A 20308-nucleotide genomic window follows, 5' to 3' on the forward strand; every position below is an offset into this window, starting at 1 on the left:
TTTTCACAATAGGAGGGGTTGTTTTTCTTTTTTATCGATTCTCTTTTCGGATGACCAATTTTAATCCCGACCATGTTTCATCCACGGCACAAACTTTAATATCCACAAGTCCCAACTCAAAGGCAAAATCTCGGATTAGATTTTCATTCATATCGGAAGGAATCTTCGAAGTTTTTTTCGGCCAAGAAATCCAAATCATTCCATTTGGTTTTAGGAATTTGATTAGTTTTGGTAACTTTTCATTGTACTCTTTGGATGTTGTGGTGAAAAAATGAATCATATCCATTCCGGATTTTGGTTTGTCTAGGATCTGGATTTGTTTGGGAAAACTGCCCCAGGTTTTGGTAAAATCTTTGGAGGGAAGATTGATGAAATGGAGGATCATATTTTCTTTGATCCCTAACTTTTCAACTAGTGGTTTTCCAGAATACCCTGCAGTCATAACTTACTTCTCCATCCTTTTCATTTTTGGATGAGTCAATCATCTCGTATTTTCCCGAAAAGAGAAAATTAAGGTTTTAGATTCTTTCTAATGTCCCCACAAATTGCCGGAGGTTTGTCTGCCCGTACGGTTCGTTCCAGTTTAAAAAATGTAAATTTCTTAGAAAAATTGCAAAAATACAGATCATTTCTAAGTGTTTTGATCCGTAGATGAATATTACCAATAAAATATTGCGCCTAATCACCATTCTGGTGATGTAATGAATCGAGGTATTTAGTGTTATCAATTGCAGATCTTTGGAAACAAGGGAAAATCATCATTAACAGAATCAGATTTGGTTTGGTTCTTTTATTCCTTCTCGCTATGATCGGGGCCAAGGACGAGTTCCAACCAAAGATGTTTTTGATCCATATGGTCGGAACATGCACCATGGGATTCTATTGTGCTGTTGCCTATTTTTTAGAAAGAAAATCAAACCCTCCCACTTGGTTTCATAAATCATTGATATTACTTGATACATTAGTCCTTGGTGGCACTATCATTATGGACTGTACTCTTAGTTTAAAAGAAGCACAAGCAGCACTTGCCAATGCAGTGGTGTATTTCATTTTCTTTTTTAATGCTATCTACTCTGGTTTTTTAGGTGATCGAAAATTTGTTTTATTAAACTCATTTATCGGTGCCACTACTTCCGCAATTGCTTTGTACTGCGCTGTAACAATTGGAGGAATCAAACTTTCTGTTGACCCAGAGCTCTCTCGTCAATTGGGTTATGTAGGTATGGCGGGCGAAGTAATGAAGCCAATATTTATTATGATTGCCGGTTATATTGTTAGTTTATTGGTGCAGCTCCTAACAAAGATTAGTTCCCTTGCTGAAATCAAAGCGGATGAAGCGGAACTTCTTTTAAACCAAACCAAAGAAAGAAATAAAATTTCAGCAAATGCAGCAGTCAAACTCGAAAGTTCTATCACCAACTTCAGTAACTTTGTTTCGCAAACATCTGTGAAATTAGAATCGCAGGCCGCTTCCTTAGAAGAAATCACTGCTGTTATTTCCGAACTCTCCAGTTCATTCGAATCAAATGGATCTTCCATTGAAGAACAAAACAATAAAGTCCAAGGAATGGTAGCAGATACCGAAATTCTAAAAGAAACTGTGGACCAAATTCTTGTTCAAAGTGAACGACTTGTTGAAATTGCAGAGATCAACAAAAAAGAAAGTATGTCTGTGACAGAAGTAGCTGACCAAACGGCAAACCATTTGGAATCCATCCAATCTTCTTTTGACCAGGTTAACGAAATCAACAATATCGTTGCTGAAATTGGAGAAAAAACAAACTTACTAGCGTTAAACGCATCGATTGAAGCGGCAAGGGCTGGAGATGTTGGAAAAGGATTTGCCGTTGTGGCAAATGAAGTTAGTAAACTGGCTGAGTTTACGAAAAACAACGTAAAACGAATTTCCGTCGTAGTTAAAAGTTCCAAAGAAATCATTGCCAATGCTAGAAATGCATCCAAAGAAACTGGTGAGTTGGCAAAATCACAAATTGATCGTTTGAACCAAACTTTGGTTGAAATCCAAGACATGAACCGCTTGTATGTAGAGCAAAGAAATACTCTCTCTGCCATTCTAACAGAACTGGGACAAATTCGTGAACTATCCAAACAAATTTCTGAATCCACCAAAGAACAGTTACTCGGTCAAAAAGAAGCATCCAAAGGAATTGTCCAACTAGAAATGGAGGTCAACGAAATTAGCCGTGCCTCCAAAGACCTTGAAGAACATATCGAAATGATTAAAGATGAATCCAATAAATTGGCATCTATGAGCCAAAGTTAGTTCTTAATTTTAAAATTTCGATCCAAACCAAGTGAACCTAATTTCATTTTTATAAGATTAGGTTTCACTTTTATATTTTTACATCATCCTTCTTTTAAAAAACCAATGATTTCATCTTTTACACTCTCGGTACGCAAAATCATTTTGTGACCAAGCCCTTTTGTTTGGACTAACTTAGAATTTTTCCATGCCTTTGAAACCGCAAGCCCCATAGCAAAAGGAATTTCCAAATCATCTTCATCATGAATCACAAGAAGGGAATTATCAAATTTTGGTCCTGCTTTTCCTAAATCCAAACTACTGAGAGGTTGTTTCACCTTTCGTTCTAAAATAATTCGCATGGATTCACTTTCATCTTCAGTCAATTGATAGTATGTACTAAAACTTTTTCTAAGAATTTCCAATCGTAAGGGTGGAGCAATGTAAATCAATTTATTGGCACTTACACCTAATTCTTGTGCTACGGTTGCGACAGCTCCACCAAATGAATGTGTAATGATATAATCTGGATTTCCAATTTCTTCTACGAGTCTACGTACCATCTTTGCAGATAAAACAATATTAGAATATCGACCTGAAGAAAAGCCGTGTCCAGGCAAATCAATTCCAATGACATTATAACCTTCTTCAATAAGGGCAGGAACAATTCTTGCAAAATTTCCCGTATGTCCATTCCAACCATGGACAAGAAGTACGGTTTCTTTCTCTCCCTTCCAGTGAAAGTATTGGATGCGATGTTCTTTTTCTCGAAATTCTTTTTGTTCTGCTAGAGATAACACATCCATTTCCTTTCTGGAAGGTTTTTGTTTTTGTGTGGATAAAAAATACCCAGCGGCCACATAACCCAAGAATGCGGGCTTCCTTCTCGCAAAAGCCCATTTTTCGTCCATGCTGAATGGGTAAGACCTATTTAAAGTACGAACGATCGTGCTATTTGTTTCCATAATTCAAAACCTCTTGTAAAAAATTCTATCTCAATTCCTTTTCAAATATCGTATTGGTGTCGTTTGATTAATTCGTTAAAACTTTGTTTGGTTCTTTTTTCAGCGTTTTTGTCTTCCAAAAGCCGGTTATAAAAATGAAAACCTAAGATCAGTCCCCAGATCTCTTGCACCATTTTGTCTACATTTGTATTCGCATCTAACTCTAAAGTGTCTTTTGCATCTTGTACAAATTGTTTTAAAGTCTTTTGCCAACTGAGTTGTGTTTTTTTCAAATGATCTCTTACCACACCGGGCCTATCGTCAAATTCCGAACTAGATGACAAAAACAAACATCCTCCGGGTAGGCTATCCGTATTTGCCCACGACAACCACATCTGAAACGCTGTTTTTAGTCTGGTTAACCCGGGTTTGGTTTTCAGTGCAGGATACACAACATTCCTTCGGAATAGTTCGCTTCCAACCCTTAGGACTTCGATTTGGAGATTTTCTTTGGAAGCAAATTTACCAAATAGTCCACTTTTGGACATTCCCAATTCATCGGCAAGAGATCCTATGGTAAGTCCTTCCAATCCTTGGATGCTTGCCATTTGGACTGCTTTGTCCAAAATCATTGATTTTGTGTCCTCTCCCTTGCCCATAAATAAAAGTACGACCGTTCGTTTAATTTCGTAAAGTACTTTTTTGATTCTCGGAAACCAAATTGTGTTATTTTTTGACTTGAGTTTGTCTGAGATTCGATAGAATCGTGGCCTATGCAACAGTACACATTTAACAAATATTTTGCTAAAAAAAGTTTTTTGAAAATCTTTGGTGGTGAAATTCGTATTTTTGATGAGAACAAAAACAACCTTCTCTTTTTCGTAAAACAGAAAGCTTTTAAATTAAAAGAAGACATTACAGTTTACGCAGATGAAACAAAAACAAAAGAACTTTTAAAAATAAAAGCGCGTAGTATGATCGATTTTTCTGCGATTTACGATGTTGTGGATGTTTCTTCGAATGAACCTATTGGATCACTTCGTAGAAAAGGATTCAAATCGATATTAAAAGATTCTTGGGAAATTTTAGACACCAAAGACCAAGTGATTGGCTCTATTGATGAAGATAGTATGTTGAAAGCAATCCTTCGCCGTTTTTTAACTAATTTAATTCCTCAAACTTTTTTCATCACAATCAACAAGAATCATGTGGGAGTATTAAAACAAACTTTTAATCCTTTTGTTCCGCAGTTCAATATAGATTTTTCATCCGATACTGCAAACGCACTAGACCGACGATTGGGGATTGCCATTGTGATTTTGTTACAAATCATTGAAGGTAGACAACAATAGTTTTTTGAATTTGCAAAGTAATTTACAATCTCATGTTAAGGAAAAGATGGGACCTATCACCTGCTATCGTTAGATGGCAGGGAGACAGGAAGGGTCAACCAACTCTAGAGGTGTTAGTTAGCGCTTACCCCACTTTCTTATAAAATGTCTCTGTCGCCTTTGATTCTTCGCCATCGGGTGAAATATTAAAAGCCGTTAGAGAAAATTCTTTTTCATTGAGGACCTGAATTTCGGTTCTCCAACCCCAAAGAGCTTCTCCATACTCAGGATTGCCATAAGAACCTAAGACAGAAAATCCGTTTCCTTTTGATTCTCCACTCGATAACATGATTTGAGTTCCCATATGAAAACTATCAATCCAAGAGCTTGTGTATCTTTTGTAAGGAATATCAAATCCAATGATCATCTTTCCTTCGAAGGGTTTTCCTTCCAGGCTACTGCGGTAATCCAGAGAAATGAAACGACCACCAAACACACTAGTGATGGTGACTTCTGCCGCTGATTCATCTGCTAAAACATCTTTTTCAAACCAGGTTTTTGTGTTTCCTTGCCAGTGGCCAAGGAGCCGTTGTAGTTGATGATGAGGTCCATCTTTTAGAGAATCTTCAAATTTATTTGTCGTCATAGTAAAACTTCCTTTTAGCGAATCGATGCCAGATTTTTTTTCTTATGGTATATAGGTGAGAATGACACCACCAGTCGAAAGTGGTTTTGTTTCGATGAGTTTCAATTCTTTGTTTGGAATTCCTTCTAGAAAAAGTCGCCTTCCTTTTCCTAAAAATGTAGGTGCAATGCAGATACGGTATTCATCAAATAAACCTGCTTTCATCAGTGATGCAGAAAGGATCCCGCTTCCAAATACAAACATATCCCCACTCCCTTCCTTTTTCAGTTTAGAAACTTCGCTCACCGCATCTTTGGTGATAGTGGTATTTTTCCATTTGGCGTTTCCAAGAGTTGTGGAGCAGGCAAGTTTCGGGAGTTCGTTCATGAATTTTGCAACTTCTCCCTCATCTTCTGGAGCGTTCGTCCAATAATCGGCCATACCTTGGTAGGTTGTGGCACCAAACACAAGTATGTCGGCTGACCGAAGTTGGATTAGGCTAAACTCTTCGAGTTCTTTTCCCCAAACAAGTCCATGAAAACTTAAGTCCCAGTTCTTTTCTCCTTCGAAGTAGCCATCTAATGTGATCACATTCCACATAATTAGTTTTCTCATCGTTATCCTCTTTTGTTGTTTATCCTAATGGATGGAAAGCGATTGAATTGAATCCGTTTTTTTGGGAGATAACTCTGGTTTGAAATCTCCTTCTGCCATTCGCAAATCACAGACATTGTTTTGAACAGCAGCGCTTGAGCAACCATTTCAGAAGTTGTATTGCCCTTTTCTGATTTGGTCAAGAATTTTGTTTACATCTTCGTTCTGAAGGATTGGTTTATATACCCATAAAACCGCGTTAAGGATACGGAGGGCTTGGTCACCTGCCATCGTTAGATGGTGGGGGACGGGAGCGTAAGCGCACCCCGGAGGAGCCTGACCCTTTGAAAAATAAAATGTTTTAATAGATTGAGATTGGGAACGCCCCAAAAGCAGAATTGTTTTTTCAGGTTGGAAGGATTTTGGTTTATGTACTAATGTTCAAAAATCATATAACATGTATTTTGTTATGAACAATGATCTTGGATTGAATGAATGAAACTTCAACTGGTTCTATTGATCAATTGTTTTAGTAAATAAAATCTTTCCAAACACATGTTGAGAAATTCTATAAGAATGAATGGAATTCTTGGTTGATTGGAAATACAATCAGGATACAATGTAAAGATGCGTTTTGGCCTTCTCATTGTAATTGTTGCTTTCATCCATTGTACTAAACCAGAACTCAATAATCCAAAAGATTTTGAATCCGATTCTTTCCGCGCAAACGAAGCACTCCTTTGTCTCACGGGGCAAAGTTCTGATTGCCAAACAACGATTCCCGTTTGTACTGAATGTAGGTTTTATTCTACAGCCAATACCTATAATGGAAATAGAGTTGGGATCGCTGGAGCTGATGCGATTTGTATGAGTGATCCTAAAAAACCACCATTGCCAAGGCTTGCGGTCTACAAAGCGTTTCTGGTAGATGATGTGAATCGGGTTGCCTGCACGACTTCGAATTGTAGTGGTGGAATTTCCGAACATGTGGATTGGATTTTAAAGCCGAATACATCCTATTTTAGAGCGGCAGATTCAACAAAGTTTGCAGTTACCGATAGTGTCGGAATTTTCAATTCACAGCTGGTGCATGTGGATGTGAACGTACTCACGAATACCTTAACGGGCCTTGCAACAGGTGGTTGGACAACTCGTACAAATAACCATTGCAATCGTTGGACAGATGGAACAGGAACTGGTAATGCAGGTGTTGCGGCAAATAGCGTTTCAGTCTTCACTTCTACATTAGGAGATTGTAATGCTGCATCCGTTATCTTATGTGTGGAGCAGTAAAATCAACTTCGAAATCATAAAAGAATGAAACCAAAGTTTTTCCTGCGTTTAATCTGGAATTTGGCATGTTATCGATGAGCATTTAACGATTGCAAAATACCCCCTCATCCAGAGAGGGTTGTTTCTTTTAAAATTTTATAACAAATGTCCTCCCGAAACTTCAATGTCTTGGGCAGTGACCCAGCCAAAATCATCGGAAAGAAAATTAACAATGACCTTCCCAATGTCTTCGGGAAGTCCAATGCGTCCAAAGGCAGTTTGATCGGCCAATGGTTTGATGTATTCTGGATATTTATCAAATACTCCATCGCCAAAATTACTATGTGTGGGGCCAGGTGATACTGCATTCACACGAATTTTGCGAGGTGCTAGTTCGTTTGCTAAGTAACGAGTCCAAGTAGACAATGCTGCTTTTAAAGATCCGTAAATGGAATAACCGACAAAAGCTTTTGTGCTAGAGGAACTCGAAGTGTTTACAATCGCACCTCCATCTTCCATGAGACTAATTAACTTTTGTGTTAAAAAGATAGGGCCTTTGTAGTTGGTATTTAAAATTTGTTCAAAGTATTCTTCGGTTAAATCTGTAAATGCCATTGGTCCACCAATCCCACCGTTGTTTACAAGGTAATCGAAACTGGACCGGTTCCAAGTGTTTGTAAGTTTGTTTTTCACTTCCTCAACAAACATGGAAAAGGTTTCCTTCTTAGTTAGATCTAACTTCAAAGCAATGGCTCGAACTCCCTTGTTCTTTTCAATTTCTTTGACGACTTCTTCCGCTCGGTCCCTATAAGAATTATAAGTAAGGATTACACTAATTCCTCGTTTGCCAAGTTCAAGAGCTGTTGCTTTCCCAATTCCATTGCTACCACCGGTGATGATTGCTATTTTCATAATAAACTCCTTTTATAAGCTTGATTACCAATAAACACTTGTAATGTGAGAAAAGGATTTATTTCTTTTTCAGGGAAACAAGGATTCATTGATTGCAAGTTTTATGATAAGAAATATAACCGAAGGGAAGTTTCGTAACAAGATCCGATTTTACCAAATAATTGCCTAAAACTACCGATCTAGATTTTTTGGTTAAAAAAATTGGCCCAAAAATCGTATTTTTTGAGGAATGGGGTGCCTAAAAGAATCTTTTGTGTTAGGATGAGTTGTGCAAGCAATACTAAATGAAATTGTGGGACTTTGCCAAGGTGCCACAACAGAACCTACAAAAACAGGGCTTCCGCGTGTGCTCATGATCCAAGGAGAAGTTCCGACACACCAATTGGCGGCCGTCTATGAACCGTTAATTGGTCTTGTTGTCCAAGGTGGAAAAACCATTTCAATTGGTACACAGGTGGTTCATTTGGAAGGACCATCCTATTTTGTCATCCCCACAGAAATGCCTGCAACGGGTTATGTAAGACAAGCCGCCAATGGTTCTCCTTATTTGTCTGTTGCGATTCAACTAGATCAAAAAGTCTTATTGGATTTATTAAAAGATACTCCTGATCACTTAGAGACAAATAAAAATAATCATGAATTTTCTGCCTGTCCTGCTACTCTTCCTTTTTTAGAAGCTTGGTTACGAATGTTACGGTTAATGAAAACACCGGAACATATCAGAGCATTAGCCCCCGTCTACGAAAGAGAAATTTTATACCATGTGTTGATTGGCCCAGAAGGTTGGCGACTCCGGCAATTATTTCATTCTCATCAAAAAGGTTCGAGCATTCACCAAGCCATCCAATGGGTCAGACAAAATTTTACAGATAGTTTTGAAATAGATCAATTGGCAAATCGAGCTTGTATGGGAATCACGACCTTTCATAGACAATTCAAATCCATCACTGGCTTAAGTCCGATTCAATTTCAAAAACAATTACGACTCCTGGAAGCAAGAAAACTTTTAACCTATAGTGGCTATTCTGTGACTGATGCTGCATTAGATGTTGGTTATGAAAGTACATCGCAATTCAATAGGGAATATTCTCGATTTTTTGGAGCATCACCCGCTCGTGATGCAAAACAATTAAAAGAGATGGAGACATAGATATTTCGCAATAAGGTATTGCTAAATAGAATTAATATTTTATGTTATGCTTATGGATTCAGAAATAGTAGAAGTTGACCAAAAAATAATTGTCGGAATGAAATTAGAAATCTCTCTTTTGGAGAATCAAACCCAAACTTTGTGGCAAACATTCATGCCAAAATTAAATTTCATTTCGAATCGATTGGACAATAATTTGATTTCCATGTCGATTTATCCTTCTGATTATTTTCATAGTTTTAATCCATCTAATCGTTTTATGAAATGGGCCGGAGTGGAAGTGAGCGAAGAGCCAACCTTATCCGATGGACTGGAAATCATAAAAATTCCGAAAGGAACTTATGTTCGATTTTTGTATCATGGTTTACCAAGTCATGCCGGACCTTTTTACCAATCAATATTTCAGGATTGGTTTCCAAGCTCGGGATATAGTTTGGACCAACGTCCTCATTTTGAAGTGATGGGAGACAAATATAAAAATAATGATCCGAGTTCAGAAGAGATGATTTATATTCCTGTAATGAAGTAATTGATAGCTGGTTCTATTTATGAAAAAGAAGTTATCTTTTGTATAACTGGTTCAGTGGAATATTTAAGTCAAAGTTAATACATACAAAAGACTAAAATTCGATCGGCATATAAAAAGACATTTCAACTGTTGTAAAAGAAATTTTGTATCCGTTTTGTGCATAGAATGGTCCACCTAAACCCAATCTCCAATTGATCGCACCAATGGGAATCTCCCAAAAAAAGTAAAAACTTTTTGCATAGTTTGTCGAGGAATTAACTCTCCCGATTCCTAAGGTTAACAAAGCATAAAGTTCAAGTGGGTTTAAATTATTTCCAGTAGCTTGTGCATAGTATAAAGCTAATAGTGGATTGATTGTTTTTGGGTTTACATCTCCTTTGATTAATGTATAAGCTCCAAGTGCCTCTAAGTTATTTCCATAAGATAAATTAGACAATAGGTAGGCACGGTATGGATCTCCATCGATGTTTCCATTGTTCAATAAGGAATATCGACCCATGTTGTCGATTTTTTCATCGAGATTTCTTCCTCCACTAAATATCATTATATTATTAAAATATCCATTCCCATCGTTAAAATCAGCAGTACCTTGTATGTTGACTTTTGAATAACCTAAACCTAAACCAATTCTAAATTTATCGTTACCTTTTTGACCGTAATAAATTGCAGGAAGTAACATATGGTAACTACCAAAAGTTTCTGTTCCTAAGTCTTGGTTCTTATATTGTTTGATTGGGGAAGATCGATTGGACGAACCAGATTCTCCTTCACTTGCCATATTTGTTTCGGTAATATCTGTTATTTTTTGTTTGGATTGTCGGAAATTAACGTTTCGATTTAGAATGAATAACCCCCAGTTTTCTCCCACCTGCCACTCATGAGATTTTAAATCATAAAGAAAGGAAAGATTTTGATCCATCCTTTGGTCATCCACCATAACAGCTCTTCCACCAGTTGAAGATACAATCTTTAAATCACTTAAGTTGGCTTGGACACCCGGATAAAAGGTGAAATATTTTGCTCCGTTATCTTTTTTGAGAGAAAATTCTTTTGATGGAATTGGCGGGAGTGGTTGCAAAGGAGGTTCTATGATTGAGTCGTTTTGAATCTGAATTCTTCGATCTCTGATTTCTTGGCTGGCTGGTTTGGTTTCTCTCCCTTCCTTTTGTTTGTCATTGGCAGGTTCCTCGGCAAAGAGAGAAAAAGAAATACAAAAGAAATAAATCAGACAAGTTGTACGAATCAAAAATTGCATTACCGGCAAAGTATAATATTCGATATATTTAAATCTAGAACATTTCAGGTGTTAGGTTAGAAATTCTTGAAAAAACTTCAGTTTTTATGATATAAATCTGATTTAGAATGAGTCAGCTAACGTACAATTTATGAGTTTTGTTAGTTAATTTCGATAAATCATACTTGCAAACTTGATTTGGATCCCTAGATTTTATTCCATGTCAACTTCATCGAAACAATCCCTCTTCCATCGTTTTTTAGGTTTTTATTTTCGCTTACTTTGTATACTTGCAGTGGATTTAATTGTAACAATCATCAACGGACGAGTATTGGGTCTTACGAACTTATATGAAAAACCTGTTGTGACTTTGATTGGTATGGCTGTGATCCTATTGCTCTTTTTCTTTTTGTTCTCTATCATTGATAGGCTCACTAAGATTGTTTTGAAAATGACAGTGGAAATGGGAAATCTTTTGGTCTTTCGGAAAACTGCTGTCTTTCTTATCTTATGCGGAATATCATTTGGAATCTATGTTCTTTATTATCATGCGTGGTTTGGTGAATGGCCAAAGATTCAGTTTGGTTCTTTCCTTTGAAGGATCCATTATAAAGTATAATTTCTTTTAAATGAAATTTTATTAAAAGTTCTAAATTTAAACTTTTATTTCTTTTTGTATAAAAATGTTTTTAATGATTCCTGAAGTTGATATTTTTCCAAAAAGATTGGATATGATTTCAGGATTTAATTGGAAAATTGAATCTATTTTTTTCAATGAAATGTTGATACTTTCACCTTTATGTAGTAATTCCAAAAAATGGAATTCAAAAGGTTCTAGTGAAAGAACATAAATATTCGAATTTTGTTTGTATAAAAGTAGAAATTCTTGGTTTTCGATTTTGGAAGTATCTGGCGGTAGTTTTGATTTTCTATTTTTCCAAATTGAATAAATTGAAAATTGATTTTGAATGAGTATTACTGTTTCTCCAAACTCGAAGACTGAATTTTCCAAATCATATTGATTTTTAATAACACTGAAATCATAACTCCGATGTTCTTTCGTGTGAAAACAATCAGTAAATTGGATTTCAAATTCAGCTAAATTTTTTAAAAAAGGGAATTCAGGAAACATTTCCGTCAAAAAGGAGGGAAAATTTTCTCCGTATTTGGATAAATCATAGGACTTATGGTTGTTTATTTGTATAAATTTTTCAATAGCTAAATCAAATAAATTTTCACCTAATACAAAATTGACGGCTTCAAAATTGTCAGCCATGACTTCCTTCATTCGGTATAAATAGGCATTCTTATAAACAGATGTAGCCTCCGCAATGGACAAATTCCCACACGCATTAATTTGGCTTTGGAATGGGGAATCTCTATTAGATAAAATACATTCACAATACAGGTTTTGTAATTTTTCTAGTTTCATTTTTATCCCTTTTATTCATGATTTGCCGTGCCTTGTTTAGTTCAGCTTCCAGTTTATGAAACTCAGGAACATTCTCATCCCATTCAATCATGATCGGGATATTTTCTGGTATAAGTTCTAAAGATGTTTCAAATAAATTCCAGACTTCCTGATGTACGGGTTCTGCATGTGTGTCGAATAAGTAAGTTCCCATATCTGTAAAACCTGCTAAATGAACCTGAGCTATACTTTCTTTAGGAATTGTTTTTATGAAATCTACTGGATTGAAATGAAAGTTTTTTGCGTTAACGTAAATATTATTTATATCTAGGAGAATCGAACAACCTGTCTGTTGAACAAGTAAACTTAAGAATTCGCTTTCATTCATCGTTGAAGTAGTATAATTGAAGTATGCTGAGATGTTTTCTACTGCAATCTGCCTTTGTAGTTCATTTTGTACATAATCTATATGATTCGCTATAATCTTTAGAGATTCTTCGTGATAAGGAACAGGGATTAACTCATGCAATTTGATGCCGTTCCAATGATTCCATGCCAAATGATCCGATACAAGAAATGGATCCAATCTATCAATCAGTGCTTTTAAATCTTTAAGGTAATTTGGATCAATTTCATTTGAACTTCCCAAAGACATACCAACTCCGTGGCATGTGATAGGATAGTCCTTACGTATGGATTCCAATACAGATATAGGTCGTCCTTCAGTGTTCATATAATTTTCACTTATGACCTCGAACCAATCTATATCTGTAATTGGTTTTTCAGTTAGATATGGATAATGCTCTCGTCTGAGACCAACACCAAATATGGAAGTTTGATTTTCCAAAAGTCTTATGTTTTAACGAATTTTCCGCCTTTTTCTGCACATTCCTTTTCGGAAGTGCCCTTCCAACCTTGGCCTTTGCATGAATTTTTACCTGCACACGCATGTCCCTTTCCTCCGCAATCTCCCTGACCTTTGCAGGCATTGATTCCGTGACATTCACCTTCTGCTTTTTCTGCTACTTGGGTCTTAGCACTCATACAAGATGTAAAAGTAAGTCCAGCCAAGGCTGCACCTAAAAGGATTCCTGATTTGTAATTCATAATAAACTCCTCGTTTGATTTGTATTTTCTTTCGTTTGAAAGATGAAAAAGTTACATCTGCGAAAAAAAAAATTGGCTTTTATAAATAAATTGATTTATGCACGGAACATTCAGATGAAAGAAGAGTGCTGAAATTATCCAAGAATAGGATCTCATCGGATGAATTAGCCGGTTTGATGCGTTCTTCCCAAGAGGGAGATTCATCTTCTTATAAGAAATTATTGGAAGAAATAGACATTATTGTAAGGGGAATTCTTGCCGTAAAAATTTATGATTCAGACGACAGAGAAGATGTTCTTCAGGAAATTCTCATTGCAGTTCATCTTTCCAAGCATACTTTTCTACCTGACAGATCCTTTTTACCTTGGTTGTACGCAATTGCAAATTATAAGATAATTGACTACATTCGAAAAAAAGGACGAAAGAAAAGAAGAGAATTCATTTTGTCTAATGAGTACTTACCTGAAAATCAACATTTACCTTTTGAAGATGATTCCAAGGAACGAATTGAGAAAATAATGGTTAATCTTTCCGAAAAACAAAGATTGATTTTTCGTCTTTTAAAGTTGGAGAAAATGTCAATCGCTGAAACTGCGAGAATTATGTCTATGTCACAATCTGCAGTAAAAACTGCAGCACATAGAATCTATAAAATCATTCGACTTCGTCCGGGAGGCGATTTATGAAGACTGAAGAATTAATTGAAGTCCTTACGCAAGACAATAAAAAAGTATCTCCTTTAAAAAGTCCTCAGTATCGATTCTTGCGTTGGACTTTATTCTCTTTATTAACTATGTCTGCGATCTTACTTTTTTCGATTATCATTCGAGGGCAGTACCATATTCCCCGATTTTGGCAATCAAATCTTGCCTTAGCGACAGTTTTTCTTTCTTGTGGAATTGTTTTATTTAAAAGAAACATTCCAGGACAACAATCAAGATTTGACTATTTGTTTCATAATTTAATTCTCGTTAGCTGGTTTTGTTTTTTGATTTTATCCGTTTCATTCTCAGAGAAGGGTTTATTTTCGTCTCTTTCTGAAGAACTGAAAAATCATGGTTCGAGTTGCGTAGAATTTGTTCTCTTGATAACAATTATTCCTATGATTCTTCTAAATTTTTATTTAAAAAAAGGGTTTATCGAACCTACCATATTATATCGATTATCGGTTTATGTGTTGCCTTTTGCATTTTCCCAAATTGGAATTTCTTTTTTTTGTCCTAATGAAACATCCACTCATATACTTACATGGCACAATTTAGCTTTCTTGCCAATTTATAGTTTAATTTCATTTTATAGCTTTAAACTGATTCAAAGTAAGGTTTAGAATTCATAAAATAATACCATGCCCATTTTAGAATGGAAATGATTCAAAGAATCTACTTACTTATTTGATAACATTCTAACTAACCGGCTTGATCGTTCGATTTGTATCGTAAAGCAATGGTTAAACGATAAAATTGACTGTATTGATATCAAATATATAAACACGATTTCGTGATAACCCAGTGATGGCGTCTGCTTCGAAAACGCTAAAGAGATACGTTCGTGCGGGAGCTCTGGTCACGGAGGGTCATGCAAACGCGAGAAGCGAACGCTGAAACTTTGGAGACGCCGGGAGTCGAACCCGGGTCCTATCATCCTCAAATGCAGCTTCTACACGTTTAGTTTGCAAATAAATTTCGGAAAGACTTACCCTACAAACGGGGGACTAATTCCTATCCTACTTAATGTTCAATCCGGTTCGAAGCGGGCGACAAATCCGAAAGGTCCTTAGAGAGGTGTCGGTTTCTTGGCCACCTAAGGAAACAGCCAGTGAAACCGTAGAGCTTAAAATTAAGCTGCTAGAGCAAATTCGTTATTTGCAGTTATTGTTTTGAAGGTTTTTAAGAGGTCCCTCACCCCTACGTGCCACTGAATCCAAGCCAACAACAGTCGAAACCAATGTCGTCCCCAATTCTTAATACTTAGACGAGTAAAACACAGGAGTGAGAAAGGAAAAGCAAAAAAGGTTGAATTGGAGTTTTGTTGTGCTGGAATGAAAGAATTCCTATGAAATTATCCATTTTGTTTCGAATTACAGTCGCTTTACTTTTCGCATCTGTTTCTTTCGTGTCTTGCTCTCAAAAGGAAGTCCCTTCCGATTCCGAAATCCGACAAGCCGTCTATGGAGATGATCAAGGCAGGCAGGTTCGTGTATTAGGCCAAAAACAGATCAATTTGGATGAAACTCCAGAAATGGAAACTTTGGTTTTATTCCAATCGGGAACCAGTGAGGTTCTTGCCGCATTTCGTAAAGATGGATCGAGTTGGGTCTTTCAATGGAAGTTGGAATTCTTTTTGCAAAATTTAGGCGCGATGTTTTACGATGGAAAACTCAAAACTTGGGTTCCTGGATCAGCACCCGGAAAGGAGAAAGTTTCCTTTGCTGGTGATTGTATACGTCGGATTGTGCTTTCGGAACTTCCGGGAGACAACTTTAATTCCGTGTTTATTGAAGTATTGGCCGAAGAACCTCCGTTAGGTTTATTTTCTGTTCCTATGGGTTATCGAAAAGGCAAAAAAATTTGGGACGGATTTCAACTCAAAGAACACGAAGAATTAATAAGAAGTAAACGAGTCGACTTTGAGTATAATAATAAAGACAAATCCTTTCGAATTTTTCCGACGAATCCAAATTACTCTCAAGAATTTGTTTTTAATGGTTGGGAAATGATTCCAAACCTTCCCATGCAACCAGTACCTTCTTTCGTATCTTTAGAAGTTGTTCCAAAATTTGAAGTCGGAAAAGAATCGCTTGTCACTTTGCAACTAAAGAATCGTGGAAACTATGTTAGTTTAACATACTTATCATTGTCCTTCCCTGAAGCTGGCAATGTTCGATTGGCAGGTGAAACACAAGGAGTTCGGTTATATAAAAAAGGTGACATTGTTTTTAATGTTGTCCAAAACAAAAAAATCCCAGCCGAATATCCATTGTTAGAAGTTACAAAAGAAGGATGGGCAAATAACTTTCGTTATGGAGTAAAATTCTATTATACTCCGAAAGAATCTTCGACTCCAAAGATTTTGTTTCGTTCCACATACAAGTTCTATCATGAAATTGTTTCTATACCCAATCAGTTTTCGATTGCACCTTTTGAACGCGACCAACAAGGATTTCCTTCTTATCTTTTAGGAACACCGGTGAACTAAGCGGAAATGAAACACCAATTAACGGAAGAAGTTGCACTAGCTAGAAGAGAAATCGTTCGTGTGCAAGTGGATCGATTTCATCTTTACTACTATGATTTTTTTCACCGTAACGAAACAATTGGGATGGCAAAATTCTTTTTTGAAACCGTATATAATTTGGATGGAAAAGAAGAATGGGAAACGTTAGCTTTTACTACGTATGACAAAGTGAAAAACATGATGAAGGAAGGTACTAGAGAAAACGTCGAACGTCTCATGGAACTCAATACAATAACAGATGAGTTGGATATCCAAATGGCTGAACTTCTTCTCAATAAAGGTTGGGAATTGGGAAAGGAAATCAACCAAGACGAGTATTTTTCATTATTTTGCGAGTTAGACCAACGTGAAACTAGGAGAAAACAATTAGAAGTTGTACTTTTTAACCTTAAAAAATTTTATGAATTAGCACATAAACCAGTAAGTGCATATGTCATTAAACCTGCAGCTATGATGTCAAGATTACTTGGAGTTTATCCCTTGTTTAAAAAAGTAGAACAAGGTTATTATGCTACGTTGCCAGTAAACCAAGAATTGTTTAACGAATTTTATGCAATAGTCCAAGAAAAGGAATGGGAGTTTTTACATAAAGCATTTCCGGCCCTCAAAGAGGAAGTATGAGAAGACGTTCTAGATTTGTATCAAAAGAAGAAGAACATATAGAGGCGCATGACCGTTGGTTGTTGACCTATGCCGATATGATCACTCTGTTACTTGGGCTTTTTATTATTTTGTATGCAATCAGTAAGGTAGATGCTAACCGATTAACAGAAGTTGCTAAGGATATCAAACGTGGGTTTGGCTTAAATGTCAGCTCTGTTGGTGCACTTTTGGATGGCGGCTCGGGAATTTTAGAAGATGATACGATGGAACCGAAGTCGCAAGTGTTTCGACTTTGGGAAAGAATTGGATTCGCTTTAAAGACACTTCGCGAAAAAGCTAAATTGAAATTGGGGCTTGCAGAAACTGAAGAACTTAAATTAACGTTTGCTGGATCTGATTTGGCATCCGATGATATTTTAAAAGCTGATCCTGATTTAAAATTTGCCTTTGAACAATTGGCTGAATTATCCAAAGGAATGGATATAGATATTGTGGTTCGTGTACAAATCCCTTACGAATCACAAATTGATAAATCCAAATTTCAAAATTCATGGGACTATCATTCCCATAGAGCCTCTTTACTTGCAGAAAAATTAGTGAACGAATATGGAATTCCTAAAGAACAGGTCTCTGTTCAAGGTTATGCTATGTTTCAAAAAGTAAAAGACTCAGATACGCCAGAAAAAAAAGCCAAAGAAGAGAGAATTGAAATTCTCATTCGCAAAAAAGAAACAACCGAAACTGGAAAATAACAAAGGAAAACCAAAGGAACTTATGAACTTACTAAATTTACTTTTTTCGAATATACGCACTACGCATAAATCCCGAGCGACGACGGATAATAAGCGATCTACGATTAACAGCCAAATATATATTTCTCTTCCTAAATTGAATATGAAAAATGGAGTAAGTATCTTCTTATCTATCTTAGTTCTAGTAACAACTGAATCCTGTAAAAAAGACAAAGGGATTATGAACTTAGAGTGGCAAAACGAATCTTTGAGTTTAACTGCTGAGATTTGCGGAAAGTATAGAGAGTGCGCTGACAAAGAATGGAAGTCCATTCCTGAAAATTTAAAAAAATTTACTGAAGGCAGACTAGAAGAAACTCAATGCCAAAAACGATTTCGTGAAAGTAATGCTTATAAACTAATTGGTGCGGATCCGTTAGCGATTCAAACGGCATATAAAGAATGTCATAAACAAATAATGTTATTTAGTTGTAAGGACTTACAAGAAGGAAAAATCGAAACTATAAATGCTTGTGTTGCATTTCAAAAGGTACAGAACGGGAATTAGACTTATCAGATTTGGGTAGGCAGGACTTAGGTTGTTCAGTTAATGGCAATTCGTATAGCCTACTTGGTTGTTTGGAGAATGAAGCGTTGATTGATAATCCAAAATAAACGATTCTAAAAACCCATTATTTCTTTAATATAATTTGCGTTTTTTTCTGAGGTTAATATTTTCAAAAGAAGTAAAGCAACTCCCATTGCAGTCGCAGGACTCCAACTTGTGATAATATTTTCATCCAGTACGATCGGCTCCATTTGAACATTGGCACCACAGTCTGCCAGTTGTTTTTGTCTAATACTGTTTTTGTGATTATAGGTGGTTGCTTTTCTTTTGTTCAAAACACCAGACTTTGCAATGGGCAAAGCTCCCACACAAATAGATGCTATGATTTTATTTTGTTTATCAAAATCTCGAATTAACTCGAGAAAATCTGGGTGATAAGCTTCTTCATAAAAACCATATTCTTCAAAGCCGCCAGGTATGGCTAAAGCATCGAATTCATTAATATTTACTTCGTTGATTAAGCAATCTACATTGAGTTTAATGCCAAAGGATCCTGTGACTTCTTTTGTAAAACCGCAAGTATAAAGTTCTGTAGTTTTGTCTCCATCAACAAGGTTCCAACCAATGACATCAATGAAAACACTGGCTTCAAATGATTCGAAGCCTTTTGCGAGTAAGAGTAGGACTTTTTTCAAATTCTAATCTTCCGCTTTAATTTTACCGGACTTTATCTTTAAAGATTCAAACGAAACTATTTTGAATGGTGCCTGTCCGTCAATTGTACCATCCACTTCGGCAATGAGAACAGGACGATTTGCAGAGCGAAGGTCGATCATCAAAATTCCTTCTGCTTGGTAATCATTTCCAGTGGCTCCATCATCGACAATATAAGCGAAAGGAATAACTCCCTCCCTTAGTTCCGGTGAGAATATCTCGTCATCTCCATTGTCTATAATGTATTTACCTAAAACATTTTCTTCTTCAATGTCACCAAACCGATCATAGAAATCGATTTTTTTGTTTTTACTCATTTGAAACCAATCGAAAATACGAATGTTCTTTTGTATTTTTTTCTGACCTTCAAATGGGATAGTGACATTTGCTGATTTGCCAAAAAGTTTTTTGTATTCCCCTATGATTTGATTGAATGTAGATTCGTATTGGTTCATAGATTTTCTTTTTTAGTGTGATCGTTTTTCACTTTGTTTTTGATTCAATATTGATACTGTTTAAAATGAGAAACGAATGCATTAAGATGTCCTGCCATTCTTCATCCGGAAATTTAGGATGATAGATTAGATTCATGGAAACTCTATAAGTTTCATTGGTATCTTTTATATAATAAAATGTGTTTATCTTTGTTCCCAGTAGTTCCCCAGGTCCCATTAGGATTTTGGTTTTTTCTGTTTTGAATGTGAGAAGTTCGACCCATTTGTTCACTTCGTACGGTGGATTGCCAAAATCAGCAGCCCTTGATTCTTCCACCAATGTATCAAAGGATTTGATTGATTCTGGTATGACAGATACAGCAATGAGTAAGGAAAAACATTCTTTTTCTTGGATGCAGTCTGCTTTAAAGAAAGTGATTGGATACTTATCCTTCATATGAATGGAGTCGGACCTTTTTGCAGCTTGCGGAATGAAAATGGACATTGCTTTTATTTTTTGTGCTTCAGTGGTTGAAAAATTAATCCCACGAAAAGTATCTAAAGTTTCTGATTCTGTAGCGAAAATTGCGAGGAAGGGGAGAATGAGTAATGGAAAGAGCAAAAGTTTGTTTTTCATTTTTTATGAGATTCC

General features: G+C 36.2%; 25 protein-coding genes and 1 other RNA gene. 12 read left to right on the forward strand and 14 right to left on the reverse strand.

The genetic code is table 11. From position 1 onward, the window contains the following. Positions 1 to 31: 31 nt before the first annotated feature. Complete coding sequence (locus EHR01_RS15315; protein WP_135695931.1) at positions 32 to 442, reverse strand: DUF3052 family protein; 411 nt, start codon at positions 440 to 442, stop codon at positions 32 to 34. A 276-nt stretch (positions 443 to 718) separates the two neighbouring features. On the opposite strand from EHR01_RS15315, the gene EHR01_RS15320 reads away from it, so the two are divergent. Further along, positions 719 to 2284, forward strand: a complete 1566-nt coding sequence (locus EHR01_RS15320; protein ID WP_135695933.1) for a methyl-accepting chemotaxis protein — start codon at positions 719 to 721, stop codon at positions 2282 to 2284. An 83-nt stretch (positions 2285 to 2367) separates the two neighbouring features. Here EHR01_RS15320 and EHR01_RS15325 read toward each other — a convergent pair whose 3' ends face one another. Then, positions 2368 to 3228 carry an alpha/beta hydrolase gene (locus EHR01_RS15325; protein ID WP_135695935.1) on the reverse strand — a complete coding sequence of 287 codons (861 nt, stop codon included), beginning with the start codon at positions 3226 to 3228 and terminating at the stop codon, positions 2368 to 2370. A 41-nt stretch (positions 3229 to 3269) separates the two neighbouring features. Further along, on the reverse strand, positions 3270 to 3866 hold the full coding sequence (locus EHR01_RS15330) for a TetR/AcrR family transcriptional regulator (protein ID WP_135695937.1): 597 nt from the start codon (positions 3864 to 3866) through the stop codon (positions 3270 to 3272). Positions 3867 to 3980: 114 nt separating this feature from the next. Between EHR01_RS15330 and EHR01_RS15335 the strand changes: the two genes are divergently transcribed. Beyond that, on the forward strand, positions 3981 to 4559 hold the full coding sequence (locus EHR01_RS15335; protein WP_135695939.1) for an LURP-one-related family protein: 579 nt from the start codon (positions 3981 to 3983) through the stop codon (positions 4557 to 4559). Between the two features lie 124 nt (positions 4560 to 4683). Here the strand turns inward: EHR01_RS15335 and EHR01_RS15340 are convergent, their stop codons facing one another. Together EHR01_RS15340 and EHR01_RS15345 are read right to left on the reverse strand one after the other, a co-directional pair. Continuing rightward, positions 4684 to 5184 carry a DUF1579 domain-containing protein gene (locus EHR01_RS15340; protein WP_135695941.1) on the reverse strand — a complete coding sequence of 167 codons (501 nt, stop codon included), beginning with the start codon at positions 5182 to 5184 and terminating at the stop codon, positions 4684 to 4686. A 42-nt stretch (positions 5185 to 5226) separates the two neighbouring features. After that, entirely contained in the window at positions 5227 to 5778 is a 552-nt protein-coding gene (locus tag EHR01_RS15345; protein WP_135695943.1) for a dihydrofolate reductase family protein, read from the reverse strand. 576 nt (positions 5779 to 6354) lie between these two features. Here EHR01_RS15345 and EHR01_RS15350 point away from each other — a divergent pair. After that, the gene (locus EHR01_RS15350; protein ID WP_244310141.1) at positions 6355 to 7050 is read left to right on the forward strand and encodes a DUF1554 domain-containing protein; all 696 of its coding nucleotides are present in this window, start codon (positions 6355 to 6357) and stop codon (positions 7048 to 7050) included. Between the two features lie 135 nt (positions 7051 to 7185). Here the strand turns inward: EHR01_RS15350 and EHR01_RS15355 are convergent, their stop codons facing one another. Continuing rightward, positions 7186 to 7941, reverse strand: coding sequence for an SDR family NAD(P)-dependent oxidoreductase (locus tag EHR01_RS15355; protein ID WP_135695945.1), 756 nt, complete (start codon positions 7939 to 7941; stop codon positions 7186 to 7188). A gap of 268 nt (positions 7942 to 8209) precedes the next feature. Here EHR01_RS15355 and EHR01_RS15360 point away from each other — a divergent pair, with 268 nt between their 5' ends. Both EHR01_RS15360 and EHR01_RS15365 read left to right on the forward strand, forming a co-directional pair. After that, positions 8210 to 9091, forward strand: a complete 882-nt coding sequence (locus EHR01_RS15360) for an AraC family transcriptional regulator (RefSeq protein WP_135695947.1) — start codon at positions 8210 to 8212, stop codon at positions 9089 to 9091. Positions 9092 to 9143: 52 nt separating this feature from the next. Beyond that, a complete protein-coding gene (locus tag EHR01_RS15365; RefSeq protein ID WP_135695949.1) occupies positions 9144 to 9620 on the forward strand; it encodes a GyrI-like domain-containing protein in 477 nt (158 codons plus the stop codon). Positions 9621 to 9711: 91 nt separating this feature from the next. Here the strand turns inward: EHR01_RS15365 and EHR01_RS15370 are convergent, their stop codons facing one another. Beyond that, positions 9712 to 10866, reverse strand: coding sequence for a hypothetical protein (locus EHR01_RS15370; RefSeq protein WP_135695951.1), 1155 nt, complete (start codon positions 10864 to 10866; stop codon positions 9712 to 9714). Positions 10867 to 11074: 208 nt separating this feature from the next. Between EHR01_RS15370 and EHR01_RS15375 the strand changes: the two genes are divergently transcribed. Beyond that, a complete protein-coding gene (locus EHR01_RS15375; protein WP_135695953.1) occupies positions 11075 to 11452 on the forward strand; it encodes a hypothetical protein in 378 nt (125 codons plus the stop codon). 57 nt (positions 11453 to 11509) lie between these two features. Here the strand turns inward: EHR01_RS15375 and EHR01_RS15380 are convergent, their stop codons facing one another. From EHR01_RS15380 to bufA2, 3 genes are read right to left on the reverse strand one after another with little or no spacing between them, the layout of a single operon-like run. Continuing rightward, positions 11510 to 12286 (reverse strand): HvfC/BufC family peptide modification chaperone, encoded by a 777-nt coding sequence (locus tag EHR01_RS15380; protein ID WP_135695955.1) that lies wholly within the window; start codon positions 12284 to 12286, stop codon positions 11510 to 11512. Then, positions 12252 to 13112: an MNIO family bufferin maturase gene (bufB, locus tag EHR01_RS15385; protein WP_244310142.1), complete on the reverse strand. Its 861-nt coding sequence runs from the start codon at positions 13110 to 13112 to the stop codon at positions 12252 to 12254. Before bufB ends, EHR01_RS15380 begins: the two co-directional genes overlap by 35 nt. Before the next feature lie 5 nt (positions 13113 to 13117). Continuing rightward, complete coding sequence (gene bufA2 / locus EHR01_RS15390) at positions 13118 to 13372, reverse strand: BufA2 family periplasmic bufferin-type metallophore (protein ID WP_135695957.1); 255 nt, start codon at positions 13370 to 13372, stop codon at positions 13118 to 13120. A gap of 125 nt (positions 13373 to 13497) precedes the next feature. Here bufA2 and EHR01_RS15395 point away from each other — a divergent pair, with 125 nt between their 5' ends. Together EHR01_RS15395 and EHR01_RS15400 are read left to right on the forward strand one after the other, a co-directional pair. Then, a complete protein-coding gene (locus tag EHR01_RS15395; RefSeq protein ID WP_244310143.1) occupies positions 13498 to 14058 on the forward strand; it encodes a sigma-70 family RNA polymerase sigma factor in 561 nt (186 codons plus the stop codon). Further along, positions 14055 to 14699: an NrsF family protein gene (locus EHR01_RS15400; protein WP_135695959.1), complete on the forward strand. Its 645-nt coding sequence runs from the start codon at positions 14055 to 14057 to the stop codon at positions 14697 to 14699. Before EHR01_RS15395 ends, EHR01_RS15400 begins: the two co-directional genes overlap by 4 nt. A 278-nt stretch (positions 14700 to 14977) precedes the next feature. Here the strand turns inward: EHR01_RS15400 and ssrA are convergent. Further along, positions 14978 to 15327, reverse strand: a transfer-messenger RNA (tmRNA) gene (ssrA, locus tag EHR01_RS15405). A gap of 97 nt (positions 15328 to 15424) precedes the next feature. Here ssrA and EHR01_RS15410 point away from each other — a divergent pair. The 4 genes from EHR01_RS15410 (at position 15425) to EHR01_RS15425 (ending at position 18508) form a co-directional block, all read left to right on the forward strand. Continuing rightward, positions 15425 to 16567: an LIC13341 family surface-exposed protein gene (locus EHR01_RS15410; RefSeq protein ID WP_135695961.1), complete on the forward strand. Its 1143-nt coding sequence runs from the start codon at positions 15425 to 15427 to the stop codon at positions 16565 to 16567. A gap of 6 nt (positions 16568 to 16573) precedes the next feature. Then, the gene (locus EHR01_RS15415) at positions 16574 to 17227 is read left to right on the forward strand and encodes an FFLEELY motif protein (RefSeq protein ID WP_135695963.1); all 654 of its coding nucleotides are present in this window, start codon (positions 16574 to 16576) and stop codon (positions 17225 to 17227) included. Continuing rightward, positions 17224 to 17961, forward strand: coding sequence for an OmpA/MotB family protein (locus EHR01_RS15420; protein WP_135695965.1), 738 nt, complete (start codon positions 17224 to 17226; stop codon positions 17959 to 17961). Before EHR01_RS15415 ends, EHR01_RS15420 begins: the two co-directional genes overlap by 4 nt. Positions 17962 to 18103: 142 nt before the next feature. Beyond that, positions 18104 to 18508 carry an LA_2478/LA_2722/LA_4182 family protein gene (locus EHR01_RS15425; RefSeq protein ID WP_244310144.1) on the forward strand — a complete coding sequence of 135 codons (405 nt, stop codon included), beginning with the start codon at positions 18104 to 18106 and terminating at the stop codon, positions 18506 to 18508. A 113-nt stretch (positions 18509 to 18621) separates the two neighbouring features. Here EHR01_RS15425 and EHR01_RS15430 read toward each other — a convergent pair whose 3' ends face one another. From EHR01_RS15430 to EHR01_RS15440, 3 genes are read right to left on the reverse strand one after another with little or no spacing between them, the layout of a single operon-like run. Continuing rightward, on the reverse strand, positions 18622 to 19203 hold the full coding sequence (locus EHR01_RS15430; protein ID WP_135695967.1) for a DJ-1/PfpI family protein: 582 nt from the start codon (positions 19201 to 19203) through the stop codon (positions 18622 to 18624). A gap of 3 nt (positions 19204 to 19206) precedes the next feature. Beyond that, a complete protein-coding gene (locus EHR01_RS15435) occupies positions 19207 to 19677 on the reverse strand; it encodes a hypothetical protein (RefSeq protein WP_135695969.1) in 471 nt (156 codons plus the stop codon). Positions 19678 to 19705: 28 nt separating this feature from the next. After that, positions 19706 to 20293: a hypothetical protein gene (locus EHR01_RS15440; protein WP_135695971.1), complete on the reverse strand. Its 588-nt coding sequence runs from the start codon at positions 20291 to 20293 to the stop codon at positions 19706 to 19708. Positions 20294 to 20308 lie beyond the last annotated feature (15 nt).

It is taken from the genome of Leptospira mtsangambouensis (assembly GCF_004770475.1).
Lineage (GTDB): Bacteria > Spirochaetota > Leptospiria > Leptospirales > Leptospiraceae > Leptospira_A > Leptospira_A mtsangambouensis.